The organism is Paenibacillus sp. BGI2013, assembly GCF_002843485.1.
In the GTDB taxonomy this organism is placed as follows: domain Bacteria; phylum Bacillota; class Bacilli; order Paenibacillales; family Paenibacillaceae; genus Paenibacillus; species Paenibacillus amylolyticus.
The window spans coordinates 164,223-188,490 of record NZ_PJFA01000007.1 but is presented as its reverse complement, the minus strand read 5'-3'; the positions used below and the strand labels follow the sequence as shown (position 1 = coordinate 188,490).

Genomic DNA, 24,268 nt, shown 5'->3' with positions numbered 1-24,268 from the left:
AGTACGTGTTCAAAAAGACCAGTTTTCAGTACCGAGAAGATGGAATGAAGCTAGAAATGGAGTAGCGGAGCGTAGGAAACTACGTGAGCAACTGAAATGTTTCCGAAGGAAACATCCTTCGTAAGCCCCCCGCTTATTTCGGCTGAATTTCATATTCGATGCTGATCATGCCATTAGGCATGACTCGTAATCAAAAGTGGACTTTTTGAACAACCTCTGTTAGGGCTGAATGCGGACGTCGTTAAAGAGTGGATAACCTAATGAATCAAACTTGATGCCTTCGACCTTTTTGGATGCAGCGACGGTATACGGGAATACATAGATCGGCAGAATTACCGCTTGCTCAATCAGGTATTGCTGGATTTGATTGTAGATCTGAACACGTTTATCAGGATCCGTCTCGACCGCTCCCTGCTCCAGCAATTCATCGATCTTTGGATCAGACAAACCGGACAATGTCGGGCGCTCGCCCTCTGCACTCGTATGATAGAAAGCGTACAAGGCATTAGGATCAGAATTGACCTGACTGTTGCCATAGAGATCATAATCCCAGTTCTGATAGATGACCGTTGCTACGTCTTTTGTAATCTCGACTTCAACAGCAATGCCAACCTGTTTCAACTGTTGCTGGATAATGGCGGCAATGTCATTGCGTTTCTCCCGATTGGGCGAACCATCGACATAACGCAGGATCAGTTTCTGGCCGTCTTTGGCACGAATACCGTCAGCGCCTTTCACCCAGCCTTGTTCATCGAGCAGCTGATTGGCTTTGTTGATGTCCGGGTTAATGCTACCTTCCAGCGATGCATCATAACCCAGGATTCCAGGAGACAGTGCGGACCATGCACGTTCGTAGTTGCCCAGATACAATGTTTTGACAATCGATTCCACATCTACGGCGGATTGTACCGCCTGCCTTACTTTCACATCATCCCAAGGCGCTTTGCGCAGATTGAAAAAGAGTGTATATGGCAACCCAACCGTGTTGGCCTGCAACAGTTGCTGGTTCGGATCGTTTTTCAATGCAGCAACATTTTGCGGGGGAACCGTCTCGGCAGCGAGTACCTGACTACTCTGTACACTTCCGATGCGCGTCGCTTCTTCCGGTACAATCTTGAATGTGATCGTATCCACATGGGGTGCGGCTTTATTTTCAACCGTCTCAGGTCCCCAGTTGTAATCCTTGTTTTTGGCAACGACGATATCCGCATTTTCATCCCATTTCACAAAGGTATACGGGCCTGTGCCCACCGGATTTTTACCCAGCTGGTCGCCATATTTTTGGGCAGCCGTAGGGGATACGATCCCCAGAAGTGCCTGGCTCAAGTTACCGAGAAAAGCTTGCGATGGTGATTCCAGATTTACCTTGATGGTATATTCATCAATGACTTCGGAGGAGCTATAAGGTCTAATCAGGGCTAGAGAATTGGCAGCTTTGGTGGCCGGGTCGATCACCCGGTCCAGATTGTATTTCACGGCTTCCGCATTAAACGGTGTACCATCATGGAACTTCACGCCCTCACGCAGCTTGAATGTATAACTCTTGCCGTCCTCGGATACGCTCCATTCCGTGGCAAGCCAAGGTTTGATGGAACCATCAGGCAGCTGCACGACCAGATTATCGTAGATCGTCCGGATGGCACGCACCGTTACGGCAAGCCCACTACGATGAGGGTCAAGCGTATCCGGTGAAGTCGCGAGTGCAAAAGTCAGGTTGCCTCCTTCAGCTTGCCCGGCCTGCCCCCCGCCTGATGCCTGCGCCGTACTGTTCGTGCTGCCTCCCGCCGCTCCGCAACCGGATAATACCATCACCAATACTGCTGCCAATGCCATATATTTCATCCATGAGATAGACCTGTTCATATCGCTTCCCCCTCTGTGTATACAGGTGTCATTAATTGATGTTTATACCAATACTCTATATATCCTATGAGTTAAGTCGGTTTTAAAGTAGTACGAAACGTAGTGTAAATTGAATAGGGTTCATCTCCGTTATGCCAAATCAGATACAACTTGCTTCTTCGCAGCCGTATAACGGTTAACCGGAATCTGTACCCCAAGGTTACCTCGCAATGTATCGTGTTCATAGTCCGTACGATACAGACCGCGTTCTTGCAGAATCGGAACAACCAGTTCCACAAAATCAGACAATCCACTTGGCAGCTCCGAAGCAATAATGAAACCATCCGCCGCTTCCGTCTCGAACCATTCCTGAATCTTGTCAGCAACCTGCTCCGGTGTGCCCAGGAATTTGCTGCGCGGTGTTGCTGCCCGCAGAGCCACTTCACGCAACGTCAATCCTTGCTCTTTGGCATCCTTCTTGATCTTGTCAGTTCCACTGCGGAAACTGTTGCTTCCAATGCCATTCAGCTCCGGGAACGGTTCATCCAGTGGATATTGGGAGAAATCATGATGTTCGAAGAAACGTCCCAGATAATCCAGCGCTTTATCAATGGTAACCAGACTTGCGATCTCCTGATATTTCTGTTCCGCTTCCTCTTCCGTCCGTCCAACAATAGGATTGATGCCTGGCAGAATAACAATATCCTGTGAAGAACGTCCATAGGAAGCCGCTCGTGTTTTCACATCCTTATAAAATGCCTGTGCATCTTCAATCGTATCGTGTCCGGTAAAGACAGCATCCGCTTCTTGCGCCGCCAGCGTTTTGCCATCTTCCGATGAACCTGCCTGGAAAATCACCGGCTGTCCTTGCCGTGAACGGGCAATATTGAGCGGACCTTGTACGGAGAAAAACTCTCCTTCATGATTAAGCGTGTGCAGCTTGGATGGATCGAAGAATACGCCGCTCTCTTTGTCTCTTACAAAGGCATCATCTTCCCAAGAGTCCCACAACCCTTTGGTTACCTGTAAATATTCCGCGGCAATGCGATAACGTTCCGGATGCGAAGGGTGACTGCTCTTACTATAGTTCTTCGCTGTACCTTCCAGCGGAGAAGTCACGACGTTCCAGCCTGCACGGCCATCACTGATCTGATCGAGGGAACCGAACTGTCTGGCTACGGTGAACGGATCACTATAGGATGTCGAGAGGGTGCCTACCAGTCCAATATGTGAAGTAACGGCAGCCAAAGCGGAGAGGATACTGATTGGTTCGAAGCGATTGAGGAAATGCGGAATGGATTTCTCGGTAATATACAGACCGTCTGCGATAAAGACCAGATCGAACTTGCCTTCCTCCGCTTTCAGTGCCTGACGTTTGTAGAATCCAAAGTTAACGCTGGCATCCGACAGAACCTCCGGGTGTCTCCATGTGGTGTTGCTTCCTCCAACCCCATGAATAATGGCTCCAAATTTCAAACTGCGTTTCGCTGTCATATGCACTCCGCCTTCCTTGGATTAGAATCTTCAAAAGAATGATCAAGGGCCAACTGAACTGATTACGTAAGCGAAATAACTTAAAAGTTAACTATTCCTATGAGTTTGGTTTGTTTTAATTTCACAAATCTTATCACTGCCCCGTAAAAGGGTCAACAGCGCGACTAATAGATTTTTTCTATATGAACATTGAAGATGTAAATATGACCATTTACATCCCAAGTGAGCCATAGCTTTTGAACGTTCCAGCTGCTGTACAAATGCGATCTTGCATCATGCAGCAGCCGGAACGGCTTGCTCCAAAGGTATATATCAACTCCCGTTAGACTGCTGCCGCTTCGTCCGCTCGTGCCAGAAGTTCAGCCAGCTTCTCCAGATCAGGTTCCAGCAAGGCTTCAAACTTGCCGTCCCCTCCCACTTCAATGACAGGTACATGCCGAATGCCATATTTTGCTTCAAGCACATCACGCAGCACGTCATTACCCTGCACTTCAATGTTCTCAAAAGGCTGGTTTCGCTCTGTCAGAAATGCTTTTACTTCCCCGCAGAAATGACAGCCTGTTTTGCTCCACAGCACGACTTTTTTGGTTGATGATGACATCGACATACCTCCTGATTAGTTTTAAGATCAAGATCTGGGCGATTGAATATGAACGCCCTAGACCTTCAATTCCCATCTGTTAAATAAGAATTATGGCTATAAATGTACTCCTGCACCCTTCAGGCGTCAATGGATCTGCTAATAGAATAAACCTATAACCAAATAGAAAGATTAAATTATAAATTTGAAAGATGGCTTATTTTACAGGAATGAATCGCACTGCTTCAGTAGTCTAGCTACCAACTCATATGTAATATTCGGATGCGGAATGAATCAGAGCGATTACACAGGGTACCGCTACATTTTCCATTCCGCATCATGCTGCTGATTCGCATAAACAGATCGCCTGACATTACAGATCGGGGTTCAAGAGCTGAGGTGGGGCGATAATGGGCCAGCCTTCTTCCATCGAATTAAGTTGGTCCGCAGACACGCTGATAATATGCCCAGAATGTACACCCCAACGTTCTGCCGCATAGACCGATACAAATCGTCTCCGCTTGTCTCCGCTGATCTGATATCGAATCTCGGGTGCATCCACTGCAGCAACAATACTTCCTTCTGCCCAGCCATTGTGAGAACCATGAACCGCTGTCGTATGCACCTGTTGTGATTCCCTCGGCCATCCTTGCACGTCCCCCGCTGATATCAGTGCTTCTCCGGCAGGAATGGCGAGCAGGTCCGGTTTGGCAACCTGAACAGGAGATATTCCACGCGGTACAGGGATATTCAGCTTCCGCCGCCGACCGCCGGTTAAAGTATAGACATCTCCTTTGGCATCGGACAGGAACGAACCTTCCGGGTAGAAGTCATAACTGTGTCTGAACTGTAATGCTGGATCTTGGCTGCCCTGCGTTGAGATTCGCTGACGCGGATCCATTGGGTTTGTGTCACCCTCCTCTTGTTGATCGGATGGGGTACCAGAGGTTTGTTGTCTAGCCAAGCGGGAGGTTTCGGCAACCAGCGCATGGGGATCTCCCCACTTTTGGCTATAAAACTGCTCGTTATCCTTATTCACTACAGCAAAGTCTTGCTCACCCAAGGCTTTCATACTGACACTTCCGAAGTGGTGGATAAAAGCATCCCCGGCTACCGCAAGTTGGTATCCTGCCAGCTTCACTCGGATGATCCAGTCATCATCTTCGAAATTGCCCACCGCGTACCCTTCGTCAAGATAACCTACCCGTTCCAGCAGCTCCCGTGAGAACAACCAGCAGAATCCGACCAAGCGATCGGTTATTCGATGTTTGTCTGCATCCGGACGATTATGTGTGGCGGCAAAAGACCACATCTCTTCTACCTCACGGTACGGAACCTGAATCTGCTGATCCCCGCCAATATAGTTGGTCACCGGGCCCACCACACCAATCTTCGGATCACTGGCAAGACAAGTCATCATGTTATCCAGCCAGCCCGGAGTAACGAGCGTATCGTTGTTCAGCACGATGATATGTCGTCCTCTCGCCATCATCAGCCCATGATTGACACCTCCGGCAAACCCCCGGTTCTTATCCAGGGCAGCCACCCTCACCATGCCGCCTTTGCGAAGCATGGCCTCGGCAGTTCCATCCTTGGAGGCATTATCCACGACGATGATTTCGTAGGGAGCAGGGGTATGCTTCTCGATACTGGACACACACTTCAGCACATACTCCCGCTGATTGTACGTGGGAATAATGATGCTGACCCCTTCAAATACAAGACCAAACGAGCTCTGTCCCTGGCGAACACCTTCTTTGTATCCTCTGGTATACCCCTGTTTGTAGAGCCTGGCACCTTTGGGTGTGCGCCTGCTTTTGCCTTTACGTCTGGATTTCCGTATAGAGCGACGACCTGCTGCATGCAGGACTGCCATGTCAGATCGCGAGACATCGTGCTGTGTGGCACGGCGGGCCGCTTTTTTTTCGCTGCTTATGCTGCGATTCCGGTTGTTTTCACCGCGGCTGTTGTCACTGTGAGTGCTGATATTTGGAGTGATGTTGTGATGACTGTGGCCCTTTCGACGGATGACGTTTCGAGCCTTAACCTTGTTGTTGCGGCTATGACGTTTTTCCCCGCGCTGTTGATCGGGTGTGCTCATGTTGCTCCCTCCATTTCCACTTGTCCGTGAGGCAAACACGCACATGACCAGCCCCCGGACGGTCCACTAGAGTTGAAGTTCTCCTGTTACCAGTTTGTCAGCCAAATGTCCAAAATCCAGAGCGACCTTGCCGAGTTCACCTGCAATTCGCCGACACAGAATGACCGCCGGAATTCCTGCCGCCACCAAAGCGATATCAAAAGCATGTTCTGAGGTTTGCTGCATCACCCTCGGAATATCCATAACTCCCGCCACAGAACCAATGATGCCTGTGACATGAATCCCCCGGTTATGCAGCAGTGCCGCAAGCTCTGGTGCCTGGCTGCCTATGAGCAGAACCCGCCGACCTTGCAGCAAGGGCAACACCAGGCCGGACTGATGCAGACTGTAATTGATCGTGGAGCTGGTCAATTTCAGCCGGGACCAGTCGATCCCGAAGTGGCGCAATACCGGGAACAACAGCCCCTGGAATGTCGGTGCCCGCGAGATCGGCACGCCAACCCAGTCGGCGGCCTGTATGGCTTCCGCAAGCATCGCGCGGATGTCGGGGGTTGAGCATGGCACCCCTGCATAGGGCAGAAACGGTGCCAGCTCCTGCACTTCGTGGCCTGGCAGCACCGTATCGGCTGCCAGCGTGAGCAGTTCGCCATCTCCGAGGCGAACGACAGACAAGGGGCGCTGCGCATCCAGCGCCGCCGTGATGTGTCCAGCCATCTCATGAGGGCTGGACAGCCGGGCCAGGCTGGGCGCATATTGGCGGAATCCCGCCGCGATCAGATCTGCCGCCGCCACGGCAGGCAGAATGTGATCCGGCGGGATGTGCTGCGCCACCAGCGCCTCCCCGCCGGCGAATACGCCGTCGCGGTAGCCCTCGGCGTAGCCGCCGGGCACGGCCTCCGCCTGCACTGCGTGCTCCGCGGGCGGAGGCGGCAAGCCCTTCGCGCTGCCCGCCTTCGCGCCGGCAGCGCCTCCCCGCCCCGCGGGGGCGACACCCTTCGGGTGTGTCGCCTGGCGCGGGGCGGGGCCAGCACCGCTGGCAGGCATCGCCTGTGGCGTGCTGGCTTGCGGTGCTGGCAAGGGCGCACGGCGCATCGCCGTGCGCTGCTTGGCGCGGGCAGCGGCACGCCGGCCCCGCGCGGATGCCGGCCTGCGCCCAGCAGTGGCCTGGCGCAGGCCGGCTTTGCCTTTGCCGGTGCGGCTGGCTCTTGCCGCTCTGCTCGCGCCCGCAGAGCCAGCTTTGCCTACTCTGCCAACAACACTGCCTGTGCTGCTGGCTTTCCTTGCAGCAGCCTTATGCGATGCGCCGGCAGATGTACCCGCTTTGGTCAGGGTACTCCGTTTCCCTGACTTCACACCTTTGACTCCAGCAGACCCTGTACCTGCTGCTGCCGGAGTGCCACTGCCCATAAATACGGCCGGGTGGATGCCCCGGGGTTTACCCGACACGGAGGCCCTAGCGGCCCCGGTGCGTGTCACTACTCTCACGCCATTCCCTCCTTTGGCATGCACGAGGATTGTCGCTGCGCAAAGCGCCGGAGCATCCTTCCAGCTCCGGCGCAGAGTGTTCTGCTCGCATGGGGCACCGCACAGCGGCAGCATCAGTCGCATATATTTTAGGGCAATTGTCCTTTCATACGGACAGCTGCTTCCTGGAGCGATTCAAATGTACCTGCATCACTCCAGTATTTCTGCAAAATGTCGTATTCCAGTCCGCCAGCAGACGCGTAGTGATTATTCACATCCGTAATTTCAAGTTCTCCGCGCGCAGACGGCGCAATGTTGCGAATCAGGTTAAATACATGATCATCATACATGTATATGCCCGTCACACAATAAGAGGTTTTCGGCTGGCTTGGCTTCTCCTCAATGTACGAGATTCGCTCAGGATGCTTTGGATCAAAAACAGGCACCCCGTAACGTCGTGCATCATCCACCTCTTTGAGTAGAACTCGCGCTGTACCAGCAGGTTGCTGCATGTAACGGTCCACATAAGGCTTCAGATCATCGCTGAAGAGATTATCACCGAGAAGCACAACGAATTTTTCGCCAGGAAGAATAAAAGAAGTTGCCAGATCCAATGCTTCCGCAATCCCGCCTGCCTTTTCCTGAATGCGATAAGTCAACTTGACCCCATGATCTGCTCCGCCACCAAGATACTCTGTGTATAACCCGGCGGAATGTTTGTTGATCACAATCAATAGTTCATCAATGCCTGCCTGGCGGAGCCTGTCGATGCCATACATAATCATCGGATGTTTACCGACTGGAAGCAGATGTTTGTTAATGAGCCGGGTCAGCGGATACAGTCTAGTTCCTGTTCCGCCGGCAAGAATTACACCTTTCATTCCACGTTCCCTCCTTCATCGGATATGTCCATATATTCAAGCGGATCGACATGCCATTTGTTCATAAAAATCGAACGATTACGCTCAAGCAGCTGTTTCCACGCTACCGGATCTGTCTTCTGGAAGCTGGCACTTCCCTGATGATGCACGAGAACATCTCCACATACCAGCAGGCGGTATCCCTGCAATCTTGCTCTATAACAATAATCGTCATCCTCATAGTGTCCCGGAGAATATGCCTCGTCAAGCAGTCCAACCGATTCCACCACATCTCGTTTCATCAGCATGCACAGACCGACGATCCGGCGTACTTCCTTCCACCTTGAAGAATCCACAACATTATTGGAATTGGCCAACTCCTGAAAATGTTCCATATCCCGAAACTGCAGTTTAATCTGCTGGATGCCGCTTGCATAATTCGTAACAGGCCCCGTGATCCCAATACTTGCGTCACTGTACAGAGCCGTTCGCAGGTTCTCCAGCCAACGGGGCGTGACCGTAACATCATTGTTCAACAGCAACAGCTCATCCCCGCAAGCTGCACGAAGTCCAGCGTTACACGCTGCCGGAAACCCCCGGTTGTCCGGGAACCTTACAAATCGAATTCGCTCCAGCGCACAATATTCAGCCGTTCCATCCGTCGAACCGTTATCTACCACGATAATTTCATATGACGCAGGAGCGCCCGAGTATTGACGTATGGCATCGATGCAGGGCCTGATCAGATCCAGACCATTGTAAGTTGGGATAATCATACTCGTCAGTGTCATTAGGCGTTCCTCCTGTAGGCCACTTCTACACGGGAGAGTGTATGTGCCTGGGCTGGATTCCAACCTGTACCCAGCAATGTAGCCAGTGCCTCCAGATGATCCCCGATGATCAATTTGGCGACATCATTCCCACTTCCCGTGTTACCAGGACGCAACCGATTGGAACGAATAACATCCACCTGACTTGGTGCCGAGACGTTCATTCCATGCTGAATAGCTAGACTTTGTGCCTTAGGTGGAACGGCCAGTGATGCTGGCTTCACGGTCTGAATCATACGACGAGATAATGCATGAGGCACGGCTGTCATGGAATTGGAACCAAGATCTGCCCTGCCTAATGTTCGGTTCAGATATGCTTTGATCCGGCTTACCTCATCCTGCCCTGCAAACGCAGGCAGCAAAGACGTCAGATTATTCAACGCCACATCCTGTCCTCGATCAACCGCGAACAGAAAGGGTGCAAGCTGTTCAGCCGAGACGACCATATCTCCATCCACAAAAAGTACCGTCTCCGCATCCGTCATCTTGGCTCCAAGTGCCCGGCCCACATCATGTCCTGCCCGATCCGGTTCATAGATTACTGTAAGTCCCGGCTGCCTTAGTACCTGCTTCAAACTGTCATCTGTCGTTCCATTCAGTACCACAATAATATCCGTCAGAGGCAACCGCTTTAGTTGCAATAACACCTGCCCCAGTGTGTGTTCCTCATTACAGGCACAGACAACAGCAGCAGCCGAATGACGAAGAGGTAGCGGCACGATCTGGAATGAATGCCCCGAGGCCTGAGCATAACCCTGCATAAATGCCTTACCTGCCTTCAGAGCTAGCTCGAAGTTGCTTAGCTCCGCAATGTTCGCCGCGTGTGCATTCCATACGAGACGTGCATGTTCTTCTGATACTGTGTTGTTTGCCTTTGCCTCGCTTCCTGCAACTTGCCCCACTTTCCACATCAAGTTCAGATTTACTGGGCCAGACTTTGCTCGGCTTCTTCTTTTTTTTTGAATATCTACATGTTTCTTGTTCCTATGACGCTTGTTCATTACTGTTCTTCCTGCTGTCGTTGGTCTACTTGTTGTCCGCCTGCGGCGGACAACCCCTGAACGTCCCTTCATTTCCTCACCTCCAGCATGCTGCATCATCCGATGCGACATGCTTACCTCGCCAGGTTGCGAACACGTTGCAGATCGGTATAACCTCCGCGGGGACCGAGCGTATCCGTAATCCACTTGATTGCTGCCATATGATCATTCAGTACCACTTGACTTAGCGGATCAGGTCCGCTTCGCTTCTTGATTCGTACTGCATTCATTCTACCCACAGGTACGTGATGAACAGCGCGTACCCGAAGTCCGCCGATCACTGCCTTCGCTTGTGCGAGTGGCGGAACTTCCAGTGAGGATATCCCCATGACCTCAAGTCCTTTTCGGCTTATTGCATGTGGAATAGCTGTCATGGAAGCCCCCCGGAGATCGGATCTTGCGAGTATGCTGTTCAACATGTGCTTGGCCTCCACTACGGGATGAACGGGATGATGAGTGACCGGCCCATGGTAGTCGTTAAGCGCCACATCCGTTCCCTTCAGCACAGCCTTCACGTAAGGTGCAAGATGCTCTGCGGGAATTGCGATATCTGCATCAGTAAATAACAATACCTGACCGCGCGCCTCCGCTGCGCCTACTTTTCGTCCTCCATCATGCCCCAGCGCTTCGGCATACGTGAGCACGCGTGCTCCAGCCCGTTTGGCTGCTTTAGCTGTACCGTCTGTTGAACCATTCACAACGACAAGCACTTCAGCATCACGGCATATCCGCAGCGCTTCACGTACAACTGCACCAATCCTTTTCTCCTCATTCATAGCAGGGATAATGACCGAGAGCATCGGTCGCTGAGAAACATCCCTGTGTGAAGGAGCATCACTCATGCCATTTTCCGCTCCATTCTCTACTCCATCCTTAGCCTGTGACATCAGCTGTTTGGATGGAATAACGAACGTATAGGCCTTTGTACCCTTTTTGTGTCCAGTCTTCCATCTTCGTTTCTTCAGCACTGTTTTTCTTCGTGTCACATTCGATCGGGTTGCATAACGTGCTGTGGTACGGGTTTTGCGCAACAGTTTCACCTCCCGCATTCGATCATCGGCATGCCAAGGGAGTACACGTTATTCTATGTATTCGTGGAGCAGTGGAAACGGCGTTTGTCCTTGCACTAAGCAGGTTCTCTCTGTGAACACGAGGGTACAGGCCTTGCTTTTAGACAAAATACGTCAAATTATGTGAAAAACGCTACCTCTCCCCTACTTCAGACACAAATTTAACAAAAATCTAAAATTGTATCTTTTCCAAAGTTTTACATTGTGATAATATACGTTCCAAGCAGTTTTATTTACAAAAATAACCTTGTGGTGAACATAAGTTCCCCTATATTTTTTAAACCAATTTATTGACCTTAGGTTGATTAGATTATGACCTCATTCACAGAACTTGTTAAGCAGATACATTCTACTCTTGAGAGGAGTGATGCCGTTCAGAACACACTGCCTTTGTCATTTACGCAAACCCGGATTGAACACCCCAGTTTTCCGTGAACGTATCTTCTACCTGCGCAATTGGACAACCCCCGGCTTTCTGAAAGAGGAACACAATAGACGATTAAACCTTCGGGTTGAACTGAATAAACGGTTATCCTTTTTGTTTGGTGTCGTGCTTAACACTTCCCGAGCTAAGGCCAAGCCGATTTTGTTCCAATCGTTTCTTGTCTCATTCCACGCTTCAGGTCTAGCCCCACGCTCCGCGCTGCCCAAGTTGCAGACGGAATTCCAACCGAGACTGGCATGAACATTTTCCAACCAAAAATAAGTTTAAGAATGGGAGAGTTTACTATGAAATTTGCCAAAGTTATGCCAACAATTCTTGGAGGAGCTCTTTTGCTCGCTTCCGTATCCTCTGCTACTGCAGCTCCAGTGTCTGATCAATCCATTCCACTTCAGGCCCCTTATGCCTCTGAGGAGGGTATTCCATTGAACAGTGGAACAGATGACACTATCTTTAATTATCTTGGACAGCAGGAACAATTTCTGAATTCCGATGTGAAATCCCAGCTCAAAATTGTCAAAAGAAACACAGATACATCTGGCGTAAGACACTTCCGCCTGAAACAGTATATTAAAGGTATCCCGGTTTATGGTGCAGAACAGACGGTCCACCTGGACAAAACCGGAGCCGTGAGCTCCGCACTTGGCGATCTTCCACCGATTGAAGAGCAGGCCATTCCGAATGATGGTGTAGCCGAGATCAGCGGAGAAGACGCGATCCGTATTGCAACCGAAGAAGCAACCTCCCGGATTGGAGAGCTTGGTGCCGCGGAAATCACACCTCAAGCTGAATTGAACATCTATCATCATGAAGAAGATGGTCAGACATATCTGGTTTACATTACGGAAGTAAACGTACTGGAACCTGCCCCTCTACGGACCAAATATTTCATTAACGCAGTGGATGGCAGTATCGTATCCCAGTTTGACCTCATTAACTTCGCTACTGGAACAGGTACAGGTGTACTCGGTGATACCAAAACCCTGACAACCACTCAATCCGGCAGCACCTTCCAACTGAAAGACACCACTCGCGGCAATGGCATCCAAACGTACACGGCGAACAATGGCTCCTCACTGCCTGGTAGCTTGCTCACGGATTCGGATAATGTATGGACCGATCGTGCAGGTGTAGATGCTCACGCTCATGCGGCTGCTACGTATGATTTCTACAAAAACAAATTCAACCGTAACGGTATTAATGGTAACGGATTGTTGATCAGATCAACCGTGCACTACGGCTCCAATTACAATAACGCCTTCTGGAACGGGGCACAGATTGTCTTTGGTGACGGAGATGGAACGATGTTCCGATCCCTGTCTGGTGATCTGGATGTTGTGGGCCATGAATTGACGCATGGTGTTATTGAATATACAGCCAATCTGGAATATCGCAATGAACCAGGTGCACTCAATGAAGCCTTTGCCGATATTTTCGGTAATACGATCCAAAGCAAAAACTGGCTGCTCGGTGATGATATCTACACACCTAACACTCCAGGAGATGCGCTGCGCTCCCTCTCCAACCCTACATTGTATGGTCAACCTGACAAATACAGCGATCGCTACACAGGCTCACAGGACAACGGCGGTGTCCATATCAACAGTGGTATCATCAATAAAGCCTATTTCCTTGCTGCTCAAGGCGGAACACATAATGGTGTGACTGTTACCGGAATCGGTCGGGATAAAGCGATCCAGATTTTCTACAGCACACTGGTGAACTACCTGACACCAACGTCCAAATTTGCCGCTGCCAAAACAGCTACCATTCAAGCAGCCAAAGATCTGTACGGAGCAACTTCCGCTGAAGCTACTGCTATTACCAAAGCGTATCAAGCTGTAGGCCTGTAAAATCTAATTTTTATTGTAATTGAACTTATAATGTACTCATCATAATGGTAACAAAACGTTCAGACACCCCTCACCGTCCGAACGGATTAAGCTGATATCAATCAAAAGCGGTGTCCCGGACAACTCTGGACACCGCTTTTGTCATTTGTTTATTACGGATACAATCCTGCACTATCCTTGCGAAGGTCCCGCAGCAATCCATGACAACAATCCGTACGTATGCTTGCAATCTGCTGTACGTGACACTTCAAGTACCGCTTCATCCTCACTCTGCGAGAGCAAGGAAATCTGGAATCCCCGATCATTGCTCATGCCCACAATCACATAATGTTCTGAAGCAAATGATTCTTCAAAAACAACAGTTACCTCTGTGCATACTTCACTCTCTGGCAGTACAAAAGCTTCCATCCCGAATTGTTGTACAACCGGTTGTTTGCTTACGCTGCGAACGGGTTGGAAGGCCAGATGTTTGGCCTGAACTGCCCCCGATTGCAACTGGCTGCTGCCCACGGCATCATCACACAGATGCTCCTGTTTAATCGATTGTTCACTTAACATAAACTCCGTAGTTCCAGCGATCTCCTGTGACTGTTCAAGCTGTGGTTGCTGAGCCTGATCTTCCTGATCTGCCTGCACTGCCGGCTCTGTTGTGAACAAAGCTGCCGATGGTTCGCCAAGCTGATCTGTTTGGGATATCAGCTCTTGTTGTTGCTCCAGACCAGCACTCGGTAATGCCTCGACGATTACCTGCTGTGATTGCTGTACAACCTCATTTTCTGGTTGAAGCAATCCCTCTTGTCTTTTGATAGCTGCCAGTTGCTCCAGCGTTTCTCCACTGAACTGACGAATCGCATTCCATATCTCTTCGCTCAGATGCGCTGGACCTACAATCCCCGCATTCAAATGATTAGAGGTAATACTCTGCTCACTCAGTTTGCTGCCGTTCACGCTGCCATCGGCCAATTTGGCACTGGTGACAGACCCATTTTGCAGATGAACCCCGCTTACTGCTTCCTCTTCCAGATGAGTTGTGCGAATGCTGCGTTCTTGAATATGATCAGCAAGAATGGTTCCATCCTGGATATGACGAGTTTGCACACTTTTGTCTGCTATGTGGATAGCCGATACCGCACCTTCAAGCAATTTATTACCGTTTACACTGCCGTCAGCCATTTTGGCACTTGTTATGGAACCATTGTGCAGATGAATCGAACTTACCGATTCGGCTTTGAGGTGGGAGATTCCAATGCTTCGCTCTTGAATATGGTCAGCATGTATGGCTTTCTCTTGGATATGACGCGATTGCACACTTCCATTGGCAATATGGACATCCGACACCGCATCTTCAAGCAGTTTGTTGCTGCTCACACTGCCATCCGCCAGTTTGGCACTCGTTACAGATTCATTTTGCAGATGAACCGCACTTATTGCTTCCTCTTCCAGATGGAACGTACCAATGCTGTGCTCCTGAATATGATCAGCAAGGATCGCTCCTGCCTGGATATGGCGAGTTTGCACACTTTCCGACGCGATATGGCTCCCCAATACAGTATCTTCGAGCAATTTGCTGCCACTAATGCTACTGTCAGCCAATTTGGCACTTGTTACGGACCCATTTTGCAGATGAACCGCACTTACGGCTTCCTCTTCCAGATGGGCTGTGCCTATGCTTCGCTCCTGAATATGACCAGCATGAATAGCTCCTGCCTGAATATGCCTGGATTGCACACTTTCCGATGCGATATGAACCCCGGATACCGTACCTTCGAGTAACTTGCTGCCAGTTATACTGCCATCCGCCAGTTTGGCACTCGTTACAGATCCATTTTGCAAATGAATGGCACTTACAGACTCCTCTTCCAAATGTGCTGTGCCGATGCTCCGCTCTTGAATATGATCAGCATGAATGGCTCCTGCCTGAATCTTACTGGATTGCACACTATCGTCTGCAATGTGGATATCTGATACTGCACCTTCAAGCAACTTGCTGCCGGTTACACTGCCGTCGGCCAACTTGGTACTTGTTACAGATCCATTTTGCAGATGAATGGCACTTACTGCTTCCTGTTCCAAGTGAAGCATGCCAATGCTGTGCTCCTGAATATGGTCAGCAAAGATTGCTCCTTCCTGAATATGGCGGGATTGCACACTTTCCGATGCGATATGGATTCCCGACACCGCATCTTCGATCAACTTGCTGCCCGTTACACTGCCGTCGGCCAGTTTGGTACTGATGACAGACCCATTTTGCAGGTGAATCGCACTTACTGCTTCCTCCTCCAGATGGGTTGTGCCGATGCTCCGCTCCTGAATATGGTCAGCATGAATGGCCCCTGCCTGAATATGCCCGGTTTGCACACTTTCGGACGCAATATGAACCCCCGATACGGTTCCTTCAAGCAATTTGCTGCCGTTGATACTGCCATCCGCCAGTTTGGCACTTGTTACAGATCCATTTTGCAAATGAACTGCACTTACAGACTGCTCATCCAGATGAACTGAGCCAATACTGCACTCTTGAATATGATCAGCAAGGATTGCTCCTTCTTGGATATGATGGGTTTGCACACTTTCATTGGCAAGGTGAGTAGCCGATACGGTTCCTGCAGCTAATTTGCTGCCATCCACACTACCCGTTGCTAGTTTGGAGCGTGTTACAGATTCATCCTGCAAAATAATTGTACTTACCGCTTCTTCTTCCAGATGAGATGTTCCGATGCTGCGTTCATGGATATGATGAGGAAGAATTTCACCATCTTGAATATGACGGGAATGCACAGCTCCTTGCTGCAGGTGAACAGCACTTGTCGACTCTGCCTGAAGATGCAAACCACTGATCAAACCTGGCTGAAGGTGGGCCGCTGTAATGGATAAAGGTGCCAGATGGTCTGTTTCGACAGATCCGGGTGCCAAGTGATGCGATGTTACCACCTGTTCAGCAATATGCTCCTCATGAATGATGTCTGGCTTCAGATGCTGTGAGCTCACTACTTGAGTCCCCAAATGGTCAGATTTCACGCTGCCTTCAGCCAGATGGACGGATTGTACAACGGATGGCTGCAAGTGCTCGCTACCTACAGCAGCCTGTTGCAGTTCTGTCCCGGATACCGACTCTGCTGTCAAATGGTCCGCACTTATGGAGCCATGTTGAAGTTTGTTGCCGGTAATACTACCATCAGCAAATAATTCCGGCGAGCGTATTTCTTCCGACAAATGTTCCAGGGAAACGGCATGCTGCTTCAAGTGATATCCGCGAATGGTTCCTGCTGGAATATGTTTGGCGTTAATACTCTCTGCCATAATCTTGGAAGAAGTCACGCTGCCGTCTGCCAGTTTAGCTGATGTGACAGCAAAATCCGCCAGTTTATCTGTTGCAACACTCTCTGGTGAAAGCTTGGGGGAGGTAACCGCATGATCTGTTAGATGAGGCGGAAAAATGGACCCGCCAGCCAGCTGGGCTGAAGTTACACTATCAATAGCCAATTTGTCTGTTGTGACCGCGGCCCGTGCAATCGCATCCGTTTCAACACTACCCGGCTGAAGATGAGGTACACCTACGGCATGTTCTGTCAAGTGTTCCGATTTCACTGCATAAGGTCTCAGGGCCTCGGAACCCACGCTGCCTGGAGCCAGATGTGTCCCTGTGACTCCACCACTCGCAAGATGCGAGGATATAACACTTCCCGGGGCAAGCGCTCTGCTACTCACCGATGCCGTTCCAAGCTTTTCTGTTGTCACACTTCCATCCGCAAGTTTAACGTCTGTAACGGCACCATCCTGCAATTCATACGTACCCACGGCCGACTCTGCAAGATGCCGCTCACACACCACGTCGTCTGCAAGAGCGTCTCCGGACACACTTCCGGCAGATAGATGAGCTGCCTCGATGCTTCCACTTGCAATGTGAATAGAGTGAATTGCGGAATTGTCCACATGTACTGGCGTAATTCCCCGATTCGCAATGTGTTCCGCACGAATGGACCCTTTGGCAAGATGTTTACCCTGTACGGCTTCATCCGCAATTTTGGAAGATATGACGCTCTGATCAGAGATCTTGGATGCCGTAATGGACTGCTCCAGCAATTTTGCTGTTCCAACAGACTGGTCTGCCAGTTTGCTACTGGTTACTGCACCTTCTGTCAAATGCTCACTGCCCACTTCTCCATTGCCAATCTGCTCCTTGCCAACGGAATGAGCTCGAATCTGGCTTGAACCGATTGAACCATCCAGTAGATGTCTTCCAGTTAGTGAACCCTCAGCTAAATGTCTTGTTTGTATGGATCCATCCTCTATCTGGTCACTTCCAATACTTCCATTTAATAGTTGTGAACGACCGACAGACCCTTCTGCCAGATGTGTCTGTTTAACAGCACCTGCCTGAATATGGTGAGACTCGATGGAGTGTTCTTCGATTTTGCTGCCTGTGACAGCAGCTTCCCGAATTTTGGATGTAGTCACTGCATCGTCAGCCAGTTTGGAGGTATTCACAGCTCCCCCCGTGAGATGTCTTGTATCCACCCCGCTAATCGCGATCTTGTCTCCAGTTACGGCATGATTCTTGATTAATTCTTCCGTTACCAGCATGCGGCTGAGATGTCTTGTGCTGATGGAGCCGTCGGCAATTTTGGCCGAATCGATGGCCTGGTTGCCAAGCTTCTGAGAAGTAATACTGCCATCTCTGATTTTCTCACCGGCAATAGAAGCATTTCGTATTTTGTGACCAGACACAGAACCGTCAATCAGGTGCTCCTCAGATACAGACGCTTCCGCAAGTTTCGCTGAAACAATGGCCCCGTCTGCAATGTGAATGCTGGTCACCGCATAATCCTGCAATGCTTCACTGCCGACCGCATCCGGTTTCAGCTTGGAGGCATCCACAGAGAAAGGAGCCAACTTGCTCTCCGTAACAGCAAATTCACTCAAGTCGTCCGTGTAGATGTAATGTCCGGTATGACCCGGCATCTGGTTCTGGTTCAGGATCTGCAACCGGTCCTTGCTTGTTGTTTCTTGCTTGATGATATCCACCTCTTCTTCCAGAACAAGCGGAGCCACGCTGCTAACCTGAATTTGCTTATCCGAGCTATCTTCTGTCTCGATTTCCTTGCTATCAGACTCTACGGGTTCCGGCTTGATTTCGGCTTCGATCTCCACCTCTTCCAGCTCGTTTGTTGAAGCAGGTAGCTCCATTGAGTCGAATAGGAATTCTTCCGACTCCTGAACAGCCCTTGATTCCCTTTTATTCGTATTCAAACGTTCTTCCCTATTCACAGTGAAACCTGAGTTCATCTTGTCTGCCCGGCGATCAGTCAGTTCCAATTCTTTGTATTTCGGGCTCACATGCCGCAGTTTCGGCGTTGGAACCTTCTTTTTGCCATTTTTACTCATGCAGCTTGCTCCTTCCTCTAACGTTCGTCTCCGGCATCATATGCTTCCATATGGGCATCTGCCACTTCATTTATGACTTTTGCGGATTCCAGAGTACGGATGTACAGGCGTCAAGACAGGAAGGTTCGATGATCTTCGTGGAAATAGGCGTGTCAGGGCTGCAGAGGAAAGGCGGCTGTCCACGCCCCCGTCCCAGTTATGTCATAGGATATTATATCTAGGTCGTGTCTGAAAACTCGCTGAAGTGCATCTTTCACCGTCTTTTCGCCCCCTACTACGTCACTTTCCCTTGACGTGCCCCGGCACGCCTGCGAAAAACTTCCTTGCTTGGAACGAAGATTCGGCAAACCTGCTTCCTTCGGAGTTTTAGACACGCCCTGAGCAAGCACTAGTGCTTGGCGATGCATCTTACACACCGGTCTGCGTTATCGCGATGTCTGAGCCATGCGGTGACAGGCCGGCATTCCATGAATGGACGATCCATGGTCGCGATAACATCGAAGGAGGAACGGTCATGCTCCAAGAAACGATCGGCATTATGTTCGATTCACGCATGTACCGGGGGATACCGGCCGGAAGGACCGGTCAGGAATCACTCGCGAATTATGAACAGGCAGCGGCCAGTTATGGATTAACCCCCTGCTTTTTGAGGCTGGAAGATATCGATTCGGATCAAAAAACATGTCTTGCCTATGTTAAAAAAGAAGGCAGATATGTTCGCGAGCGTATGCCACTGCCCTCCGTCATTCATAACCGCTCACTCCAGCTTCGCCGGACGGAACAGCATCAGATTACCAAGCTGATGTTGCAGGGTATCCAGGTATTCAACGTTCGCAACCGGTACCGTAAAGATCACATTCATGACATGCTTCATCAGGACCTCGCCTTGCGAGAACACCTGCCCCGTGCAGTCAAAGCTACGCCAGAGTCTCTGGTCTATATGATGGAACAATATGATGACCTCGTCATCAAACCATGTAGCGGTAGCATTGGTCATGGGATTATGCGAGTCTTTGAGCGAGATGGACAGTGGAAACTAACTTGTGAGACGAAGGCGGCACGCAAAGGGTGGGCTACCTTCCGATTGAGCAAAGGACAGCTTCCTTCCGCCACCCTAAGGCGGATCTTTCGCCATGCCTACCTCATTGAAGAGCGTATCCCACTGGTACGTTATGAGGGCAGGCCGGTAGATTTGCGGGTATCTGTACAACGTGGCAGCGATGGTCTTTGGGGAATAACAGGCATGTTTGCCAAAGCGGCTCCTGCCCATACGTTTGTCAGCAATATCGCCCAGGGCGGTAAAGTCATGAAGCTCGCAGAGGCCCTTGGATTAGGAGAATCTGGCTTCGAGTTGGCTCGGCTGGAATACAGAATCGGACTCGTTGCACTTCGGATTGCTCAGAACCTGTCGGCCAGTCTGCCACATCTGGCTGATCTGGGTCTTGATCTCGGGATAACGCGCAGCGGCCAGATCTATTTTATTGAATGCAATGGACGGGATCAGCGTTACGGTTTTCGCAAGGCGGGAATGTCGGAACACTGGAAGGCAACGTACAGCAAACCGATGGCTTATGGGCGTCTGCTGCTGGAACAGAATTCAAGAATTCCGAGACAACCGCAGACATACGATAGGAGACTATATTGATTTCGTGTGCATTCTGTGTCAATATTATGCAGAACGGCCGGTCTTGCCGGCCTTGAAGTTCGCATTAACCCTAAGGGGGATATTCATGGCAAAAACGCTGTTGCGATTAATGACCGAGCTTTCTTCGCGCAAATGGATCTCCCGGACCGTGGGAGCCTTCTCCAAAAGCCGGGGAAGTAAGGCATTTATCCCTTATTTTGTCCGGACCTACGACATCCCTGTTCAGGAGGCCGAGAAAGACTGGAAGGAATACCGTTCACTGAACGATTTCTTTACCCGCAAATTAAAGCCGGGCATGCGCCCGTTGGAACTTTCAGAGCATGCACTGATCAGCCCGGTAGATGCCAAGATTACGGCAGCCGGTCCAATATCTGCAGGGACACTCCTGAATGTTAAGGGACAAAATTATACACTTGCTGAATTATTAAACCATTCTCCCCATCTGGAGAAGTACAAGCACGGGTACGGGTTCGTCCTCTATCTCAGCCCTCGCGACTATCACCGCATTCATGCACCTGTCAGCGGCCGCAAAATAGAGAGCGAACACATCAAAGGCAAAGTTTATCCCGTGAATGACTTTGGCCTGACCCATATGAGATCCGTGCTTAGTCGAAACGAACGACTCATTACGTATATCGCACATGATTACGGTGAAGTGGCGGTTGTCAAAGTAGGTGCGATGAACGTGAGTAGCATACAATATGCTGATACGGACATAAGTACCTGGGCACAAGGCGATGATCTGGCCTATTTTGAATTCGGTTCCACCGTTGTTCTGCTGACGCAGAGTGGCACATTCGAACCAAACCCGGGCTTACAGCCAGGCGATTCGGTCAAAATGGGTGCATTGCTTGGTCGTTTAAAACCGAAGAACTAATGAGTCCATACGCAAATAAAGAGGATGGCGCACCACCTGTAACCAGGTATTGCGCCATCCTCTTTATGAATTCATATTCATCCATATATACATGCAATACGAAGCTTCGCTCCGTCGTTATTGGTCTGCTGAGTTCTCCTCAAAACCACACATCTTGCAAGTCCTCTGCCGGTTTGAAGCGACGCAGACGGTTCCGGAAAATATTGCATCCCTTCGTAGAGCATCCCCGGTTGCGGACCCGACGTTTTCCGTTCATCACAAGTTCCCCCTTTTGGTCATCTGGAATGCTAGATAATTACCCTTGCATTCCAGACTTGAAACGGTTTCCTTTTTTTCTCATCAGAATTTTAACGAATCTCGGACGGGCTTTTGCCGGTATACTGCTTGAACTGACGACTGAAGAAGAAAATATCCCGGTAGCCCAGAGCATCCGCCACTTCGGTCACATTCATGCCGGTATGCACCAGCAGATGTTCCGCCCGTTCAATACGCATGCGGATAATATAAGATTGCACCGATGATCCCACCAGTTCCTTGAACTTAATCGAGAAGTATCGGGGCGATAAGCCAGCCCGCGCAGCCAGATCTTCCACCCGATGCGTAATCCCGGGATGCTGACGCACATAATTGGCGACCTCCTGGATGACATCGGACAACTGGTTGCTTACCTTTTTCTCCACAGGTTCTTCCGTATCAGCGCGAAGCAAATGAATCATCAATTGTTTCAGAATCAATCGGCTCTCTTCATCACGTCCGTACACATCCGATAAGAACAGTCTTACATAACGTGCCAGCAAGTGCTCAAACTCTACCGTTTCCTGTACCTCGCGATAGGACTGGGGAACGTCAGCAACAGGCACGTCCACATCAAAGTGAATATACGTAAGTACCAACGGTTTTTGCTTATTATGTGTTGCAGTAGGATGATCTCCTGGCCTGAACAAAAAACAACTCCCCTTGCCAACTTCATACGACTGGTCATTCAGTACAAGCGTTCCTTCACCACTCCATACATAAAATAAATCATAGTTTTGCATCGGTTTTTCCCGTTTCTGCCACTTCCAGCCCGGTTCACAGACAATTTTGGCGACAGCGGGCAAAATAACAAATGATGACGGCGATGCCTGCAGCATGTCGCCACTCCCCCTTGATAGTTAATCTCTCTGCATATGGCATCATTCTGATCTGAATCTCACTTCTTCAATCCAGGCCATATGTATTTCAGTATCTTGCATGATTAAATACAACTTGCTCATATATAATCTCTGCTCCTACAGGAAGGAGCGAAATGTCTTATCCCATTATACAGCGGAATTCACCGAAACGAAAATGTGCACTTCTCCCAGGCTAGCCGCATTCGCCGGATTCCCTCTGTCATCTCTTCTTTCTCCAGATGTGCAAAAGCAAAACAGGCCGCCGGATGACCTGAAGTCAAACGATATCGCTCTGCATCACGGAACAATACGCCATCCTCCTCAGCAAGCTTTTTAAATCGCTGATAACTGTCCACATCCCCATTCCAGGTAGCGTAGATATGCAGTCCTGCATCACCAAGCTGCATCTTGAATGCTTCCGGCAACTGTAGTTCCATCTCTCGGACAAAAAAATCATGCCGTTCCCCATATAACCGGGTTAACCGCCGTAAGTGTCTCAGGTAACCTCCTCTGGTCATAAACTTTGCCAGTGCGCGTTGCTCCAGCAGTGCCGGAGGTACCGGTTCATACAACGCCTTGGCGGCAAGCAGAGGTTCTACCAGACCAGGTGGCAGGACGGCGTAGCCAAGTCGAAACGAAGCCACCATCGTTTGTGAGAATGAACCAACGTAGATGACGCGCTGTTCACGATCAAGCACTTTGAGGGGTTCAATTGGTCTTCCACCCCATCGGAATTCACTGTCATAATCATCTTCAATGATGACCGCATTCCGCTTTGAGGCCCAAGCAAGCAAGGCACGTCTTCTGTCCAATCCCAGCACGGCCCCTGTTGGAAACTGCCGGGTAGGGGTGACAAATAACGTCTGTGCCTCCCAAGGCTGAGGTATAATGCCTGCGGTATCCACCTCTGCCGAGATGATATGCCCACCACAGGACTTGACGGCATGGGCGATGCCTGGATAACCCGGATTCTCCAATACAACTGCTGTATTCTCCGTAATCAGCAGTTGAGATAGCAGGGTGATGCCTTGCATTGAACCACTGAACAATACAATCTGAGATGGTTCAGCCTGGATACCACGTGTCCATCTGAGATGGGAGGCGATGGCCTCACGCAGCTCCGGATCACCGGCTACACCGCTTGATTCTCGCCAACCACTACGATGAACCGCAGCGAGTGCACTCTTCCACTCCCCTAACGGGAAATGTTCGGCAGGCATGCGCTGCATTTGAAAATTAATGACGGACGGCTTCGGTGAAGACATCTGAGTCCGCAGGATTTCATGTTGTGTATTCAACCTCCGTACTCGTTCGCCCCAGGGAGACAACTTGAGAACGGCTTCCTGTTTTTCATTTTCCTGAGTGGATAATGTTTCGGTGACAAATGTACCTCTTCCCCGATGTGCATGGACATAACCATCCGCAAGCAGCATGTCGTATACCTGAGCTACCGAACCACGTGACATCTCATATTGTTTTGCCAACTCACGGGTGGAAGGAAGCCGCGTGCCTCCCACCAATGTGCCTGCATGAATGGCATCACGTAACGCATGGTACAATGCCTCATACTTGTATCGATGCTGAAGTTCATAGGTATCCATCGGCAGCCACAATTCCATCATGCACCTCTC

16 protein-coding genes are annotated in these 24,268 nt (G+C 50.2%); 4 read left to right on the top strand and 12 right to left on the bottom strand.

Features of this window, described 5'->3' with window-relative positions; all coding sequences use genetic code 11:
- Positions 1-219: 219 nt before the first annotated feature.
- The 9 genes from CXK86_RS18810 to CXK86_RS18770 all read right to left on the bottom strand — a co-directional run bounded on the left by CXK86_RS18810 (position 220) and on the right by CXK86_RS18770 (position 11,251).
- Complete coding sequence (locus CXK86_RS18810) at positions 220-1,863, bottom strand: ABC transporter substrate-binding protein (protein WP_101314239.1); 1,644 nt, start codon at positions 1,861-1,863, stop codon at positions 220-222.
- Positions 1,864-1,992: 129 nt separating this feature from the next.
- On the bottom strand, positions 1,993-3,336 hold the full coding sequence (locus CXK86_RS18805; protein WP_047841256.1) for an LLM class flavin-dependent oxidoreductase: 1,344 nt from the start codon (positions 3,334-3,336) through the stop codon (positions 1,993-1,995).
- Between the two features lie 322 nt (positions 3,337-3,658).
- Positions 3,659-3,937 carry a glutaredoxin family protein gene (locus tag CXK86_RS18800; protein WP_036605813.1) on the bottom strand — a complete coding sequence of 93 codons (279 nt, stop codon included), beginning with the start codon at positions 3,935-3,937 and terminating at the stop codon, positions 3,659-3,661.
- Between the two features lie 352 nt (positions 3,938-4,289).
- Positions 4,290-6,017 carry a glycosyltransferase family 2 protein gene (locus tag CXK86_RS18795; protein ID WP_257467905.1) on the bottom strand — a complete coding sequence of 576 codons (1,728 nt, stop codon included), beginning with the start codon at positions 6,015-6,017 and terminating at the stop codon, positions 4,290-4,292.
- Between the two features lie 66 nt (positions 6,018-6,083).
- Entirely contained in the window at positions 6,084-6,731 is a 648-nt protein-coding gene (locus CXK86_RS18790) for a GT-D fold domain-containing protein (protein ID WP_255319776.1), read from the bottom strand.
- A gap of 899 nt (positions 6,732-7,630) precedes the next feature.
- Positions 7,631-8,362 (bottom strand): sugar phosphate nucleotidyltransferase, encoded by a 732-nt coding sequence (locus tag CXK86_RS18785; protein ID WP_036605812.1) that lies wholly within the window; start codon positions 8,360-8,362, stop codon positions 7,631-7,633.
- Complete coding sequence (locus CXK86_RS18780) at positions 8,359-9,132, bottom strand: glycosyltransferase family 2 protein (protein WP_101314238.1); 774 nt, start codon at positions 9,130-9,132, stop codon at positions 8,359-8,361. The genes CXK86_RS18785 and CXK86_RS18780 overlap by 4 nt, the downstream gene beginning before the upstream one ends.
- The gene (locus CXK86_RS18775) at positions 9,132-10,244 is read right to left on the bottom strand and encodes a glycosyltransferase family A protein (protein ID WP_180361795.1); all 1,113 of its coding nucleotides are present in this window, start codon (positions 10,242-10,244) and stop codon (positions 9,132-9,134) included. Before CXK86_RS18775 ends, CXK86_RS18780 begins: the two co-directional genes overlap by 1 nt.
- Positions 10,245-10,285: 41 nt before the next feature.
- Positions 10,286-11,251, bottom strand: coding sequence for a glycosyltransferase family 2 protein (locus tag CXK86_RS18770; protein ID WP_257467918.1), 966 nt, complete (start codon positions 11,249-11,251; stop codon positions 10,286-10,288).
- A 397-nt stretch (positions 11,252-11,648) separates the two neighbouring features.
- Here CXK86_RS18770 and CXK86_RS31880 point away from each other — a divergent pair, with 397 nt between their 5' ends.
- Positions 11,649-11,966, top strand: a complete 318-nt coding sequence (locus tag CXK86_RS31880) for a hypothetical protein (RefSeq protein WP_144029806.1) — start codon at positions 11,649-11,651, stop codon at positions 11,964-11,966.
- A 44-nt stretch (positions 11,967-12,010) separates the two neighbouring features.
- A complete protein-coding gene (locus CXK86_RS18765) occupies positions 12,011-13,576 on the top strand; it encodes a M4 family metallopeptidase (RefSeq protein WP_047841259.1) in 1,566 nt (521 codons plus the stop codon).
- 171 nt (positions 13,577-13,747) lie between these two features.
- Here the strand turns inward: CXK86_RS18765 and CXK86_RS18760 are convergent, their stop codons facing one another.
- Positions 13,748-18,961 (bottom strand): WIAG-tail domain, encoded by a 5,214-nt coding sequence (locus tag CXK86_RS18760; RefSeq protein ID WP_101314235.1) that lies wholly within the window; start codon positions 18,959-18,961, stop codon positions 13,748-13,750.
- A gap of 514 nt (positions 18,962-19,475) precedes the next feature.
- Between CXK86_RS18760 and CXK86_RS18750 the strand changes: the two genes are divergently transcribed.
- Positions 19,476-20,606, top strand: a complete 1,131-nt coding sequence (locus CXK86_RS18750; protein WP_101314233.1) for a YheC/YheD family endospore coat-associated protein — start codon at positions 19,476-19,478, stop codon at positions 20,604-20,606.
- A gap of 85 nt (positions 20,607-20,691) precedes the next feature.
- Positions 20,692-21,483 (top strand): archaetidylserine decarboxylase, encoded by a 792-nt coding sequence (gene asd / locus CXK86_RS18745; protein WP_036605808.1) that lies wholly within the window; start codon positions 20,692-20,694, stop codon positions 21,481-21,483.
- Positions 21,484-21,830: 347 nt separating this feature from the next.
- Here asd and CXK86_RS18740 read toward each other — a convergent pair whose 3' ends face one another.
- The gene (locus tag CXK86_RS18740; RefSeq protein WP_036605807.1) at positions 21,831-22,616 is read right to left on the bottom strand and encodes an AraC family transcriptional regulator; all 786 of its coding nucleotides are present in this window, start codon (positions 22,614-22,616) and stop codon (positions 21,831-21,833) included.
- Between the two features lie 182 nt (positions 22,617-22,798).
- Positions 22,799-24,256, bottom strand: coding sequence for a MocR-like pyridoxine biosynthesis transcription factor PdxR (gene pdxR, locus CXK86_RS18735; RefSeq protein ID WP_101314232.1), 1,458 nt, complete (start codon positions 24,254-24,256; stop codon positions 22,799-22,801).
- Positions 24,257-24,268: the final 12 nt, after the last annotated feature.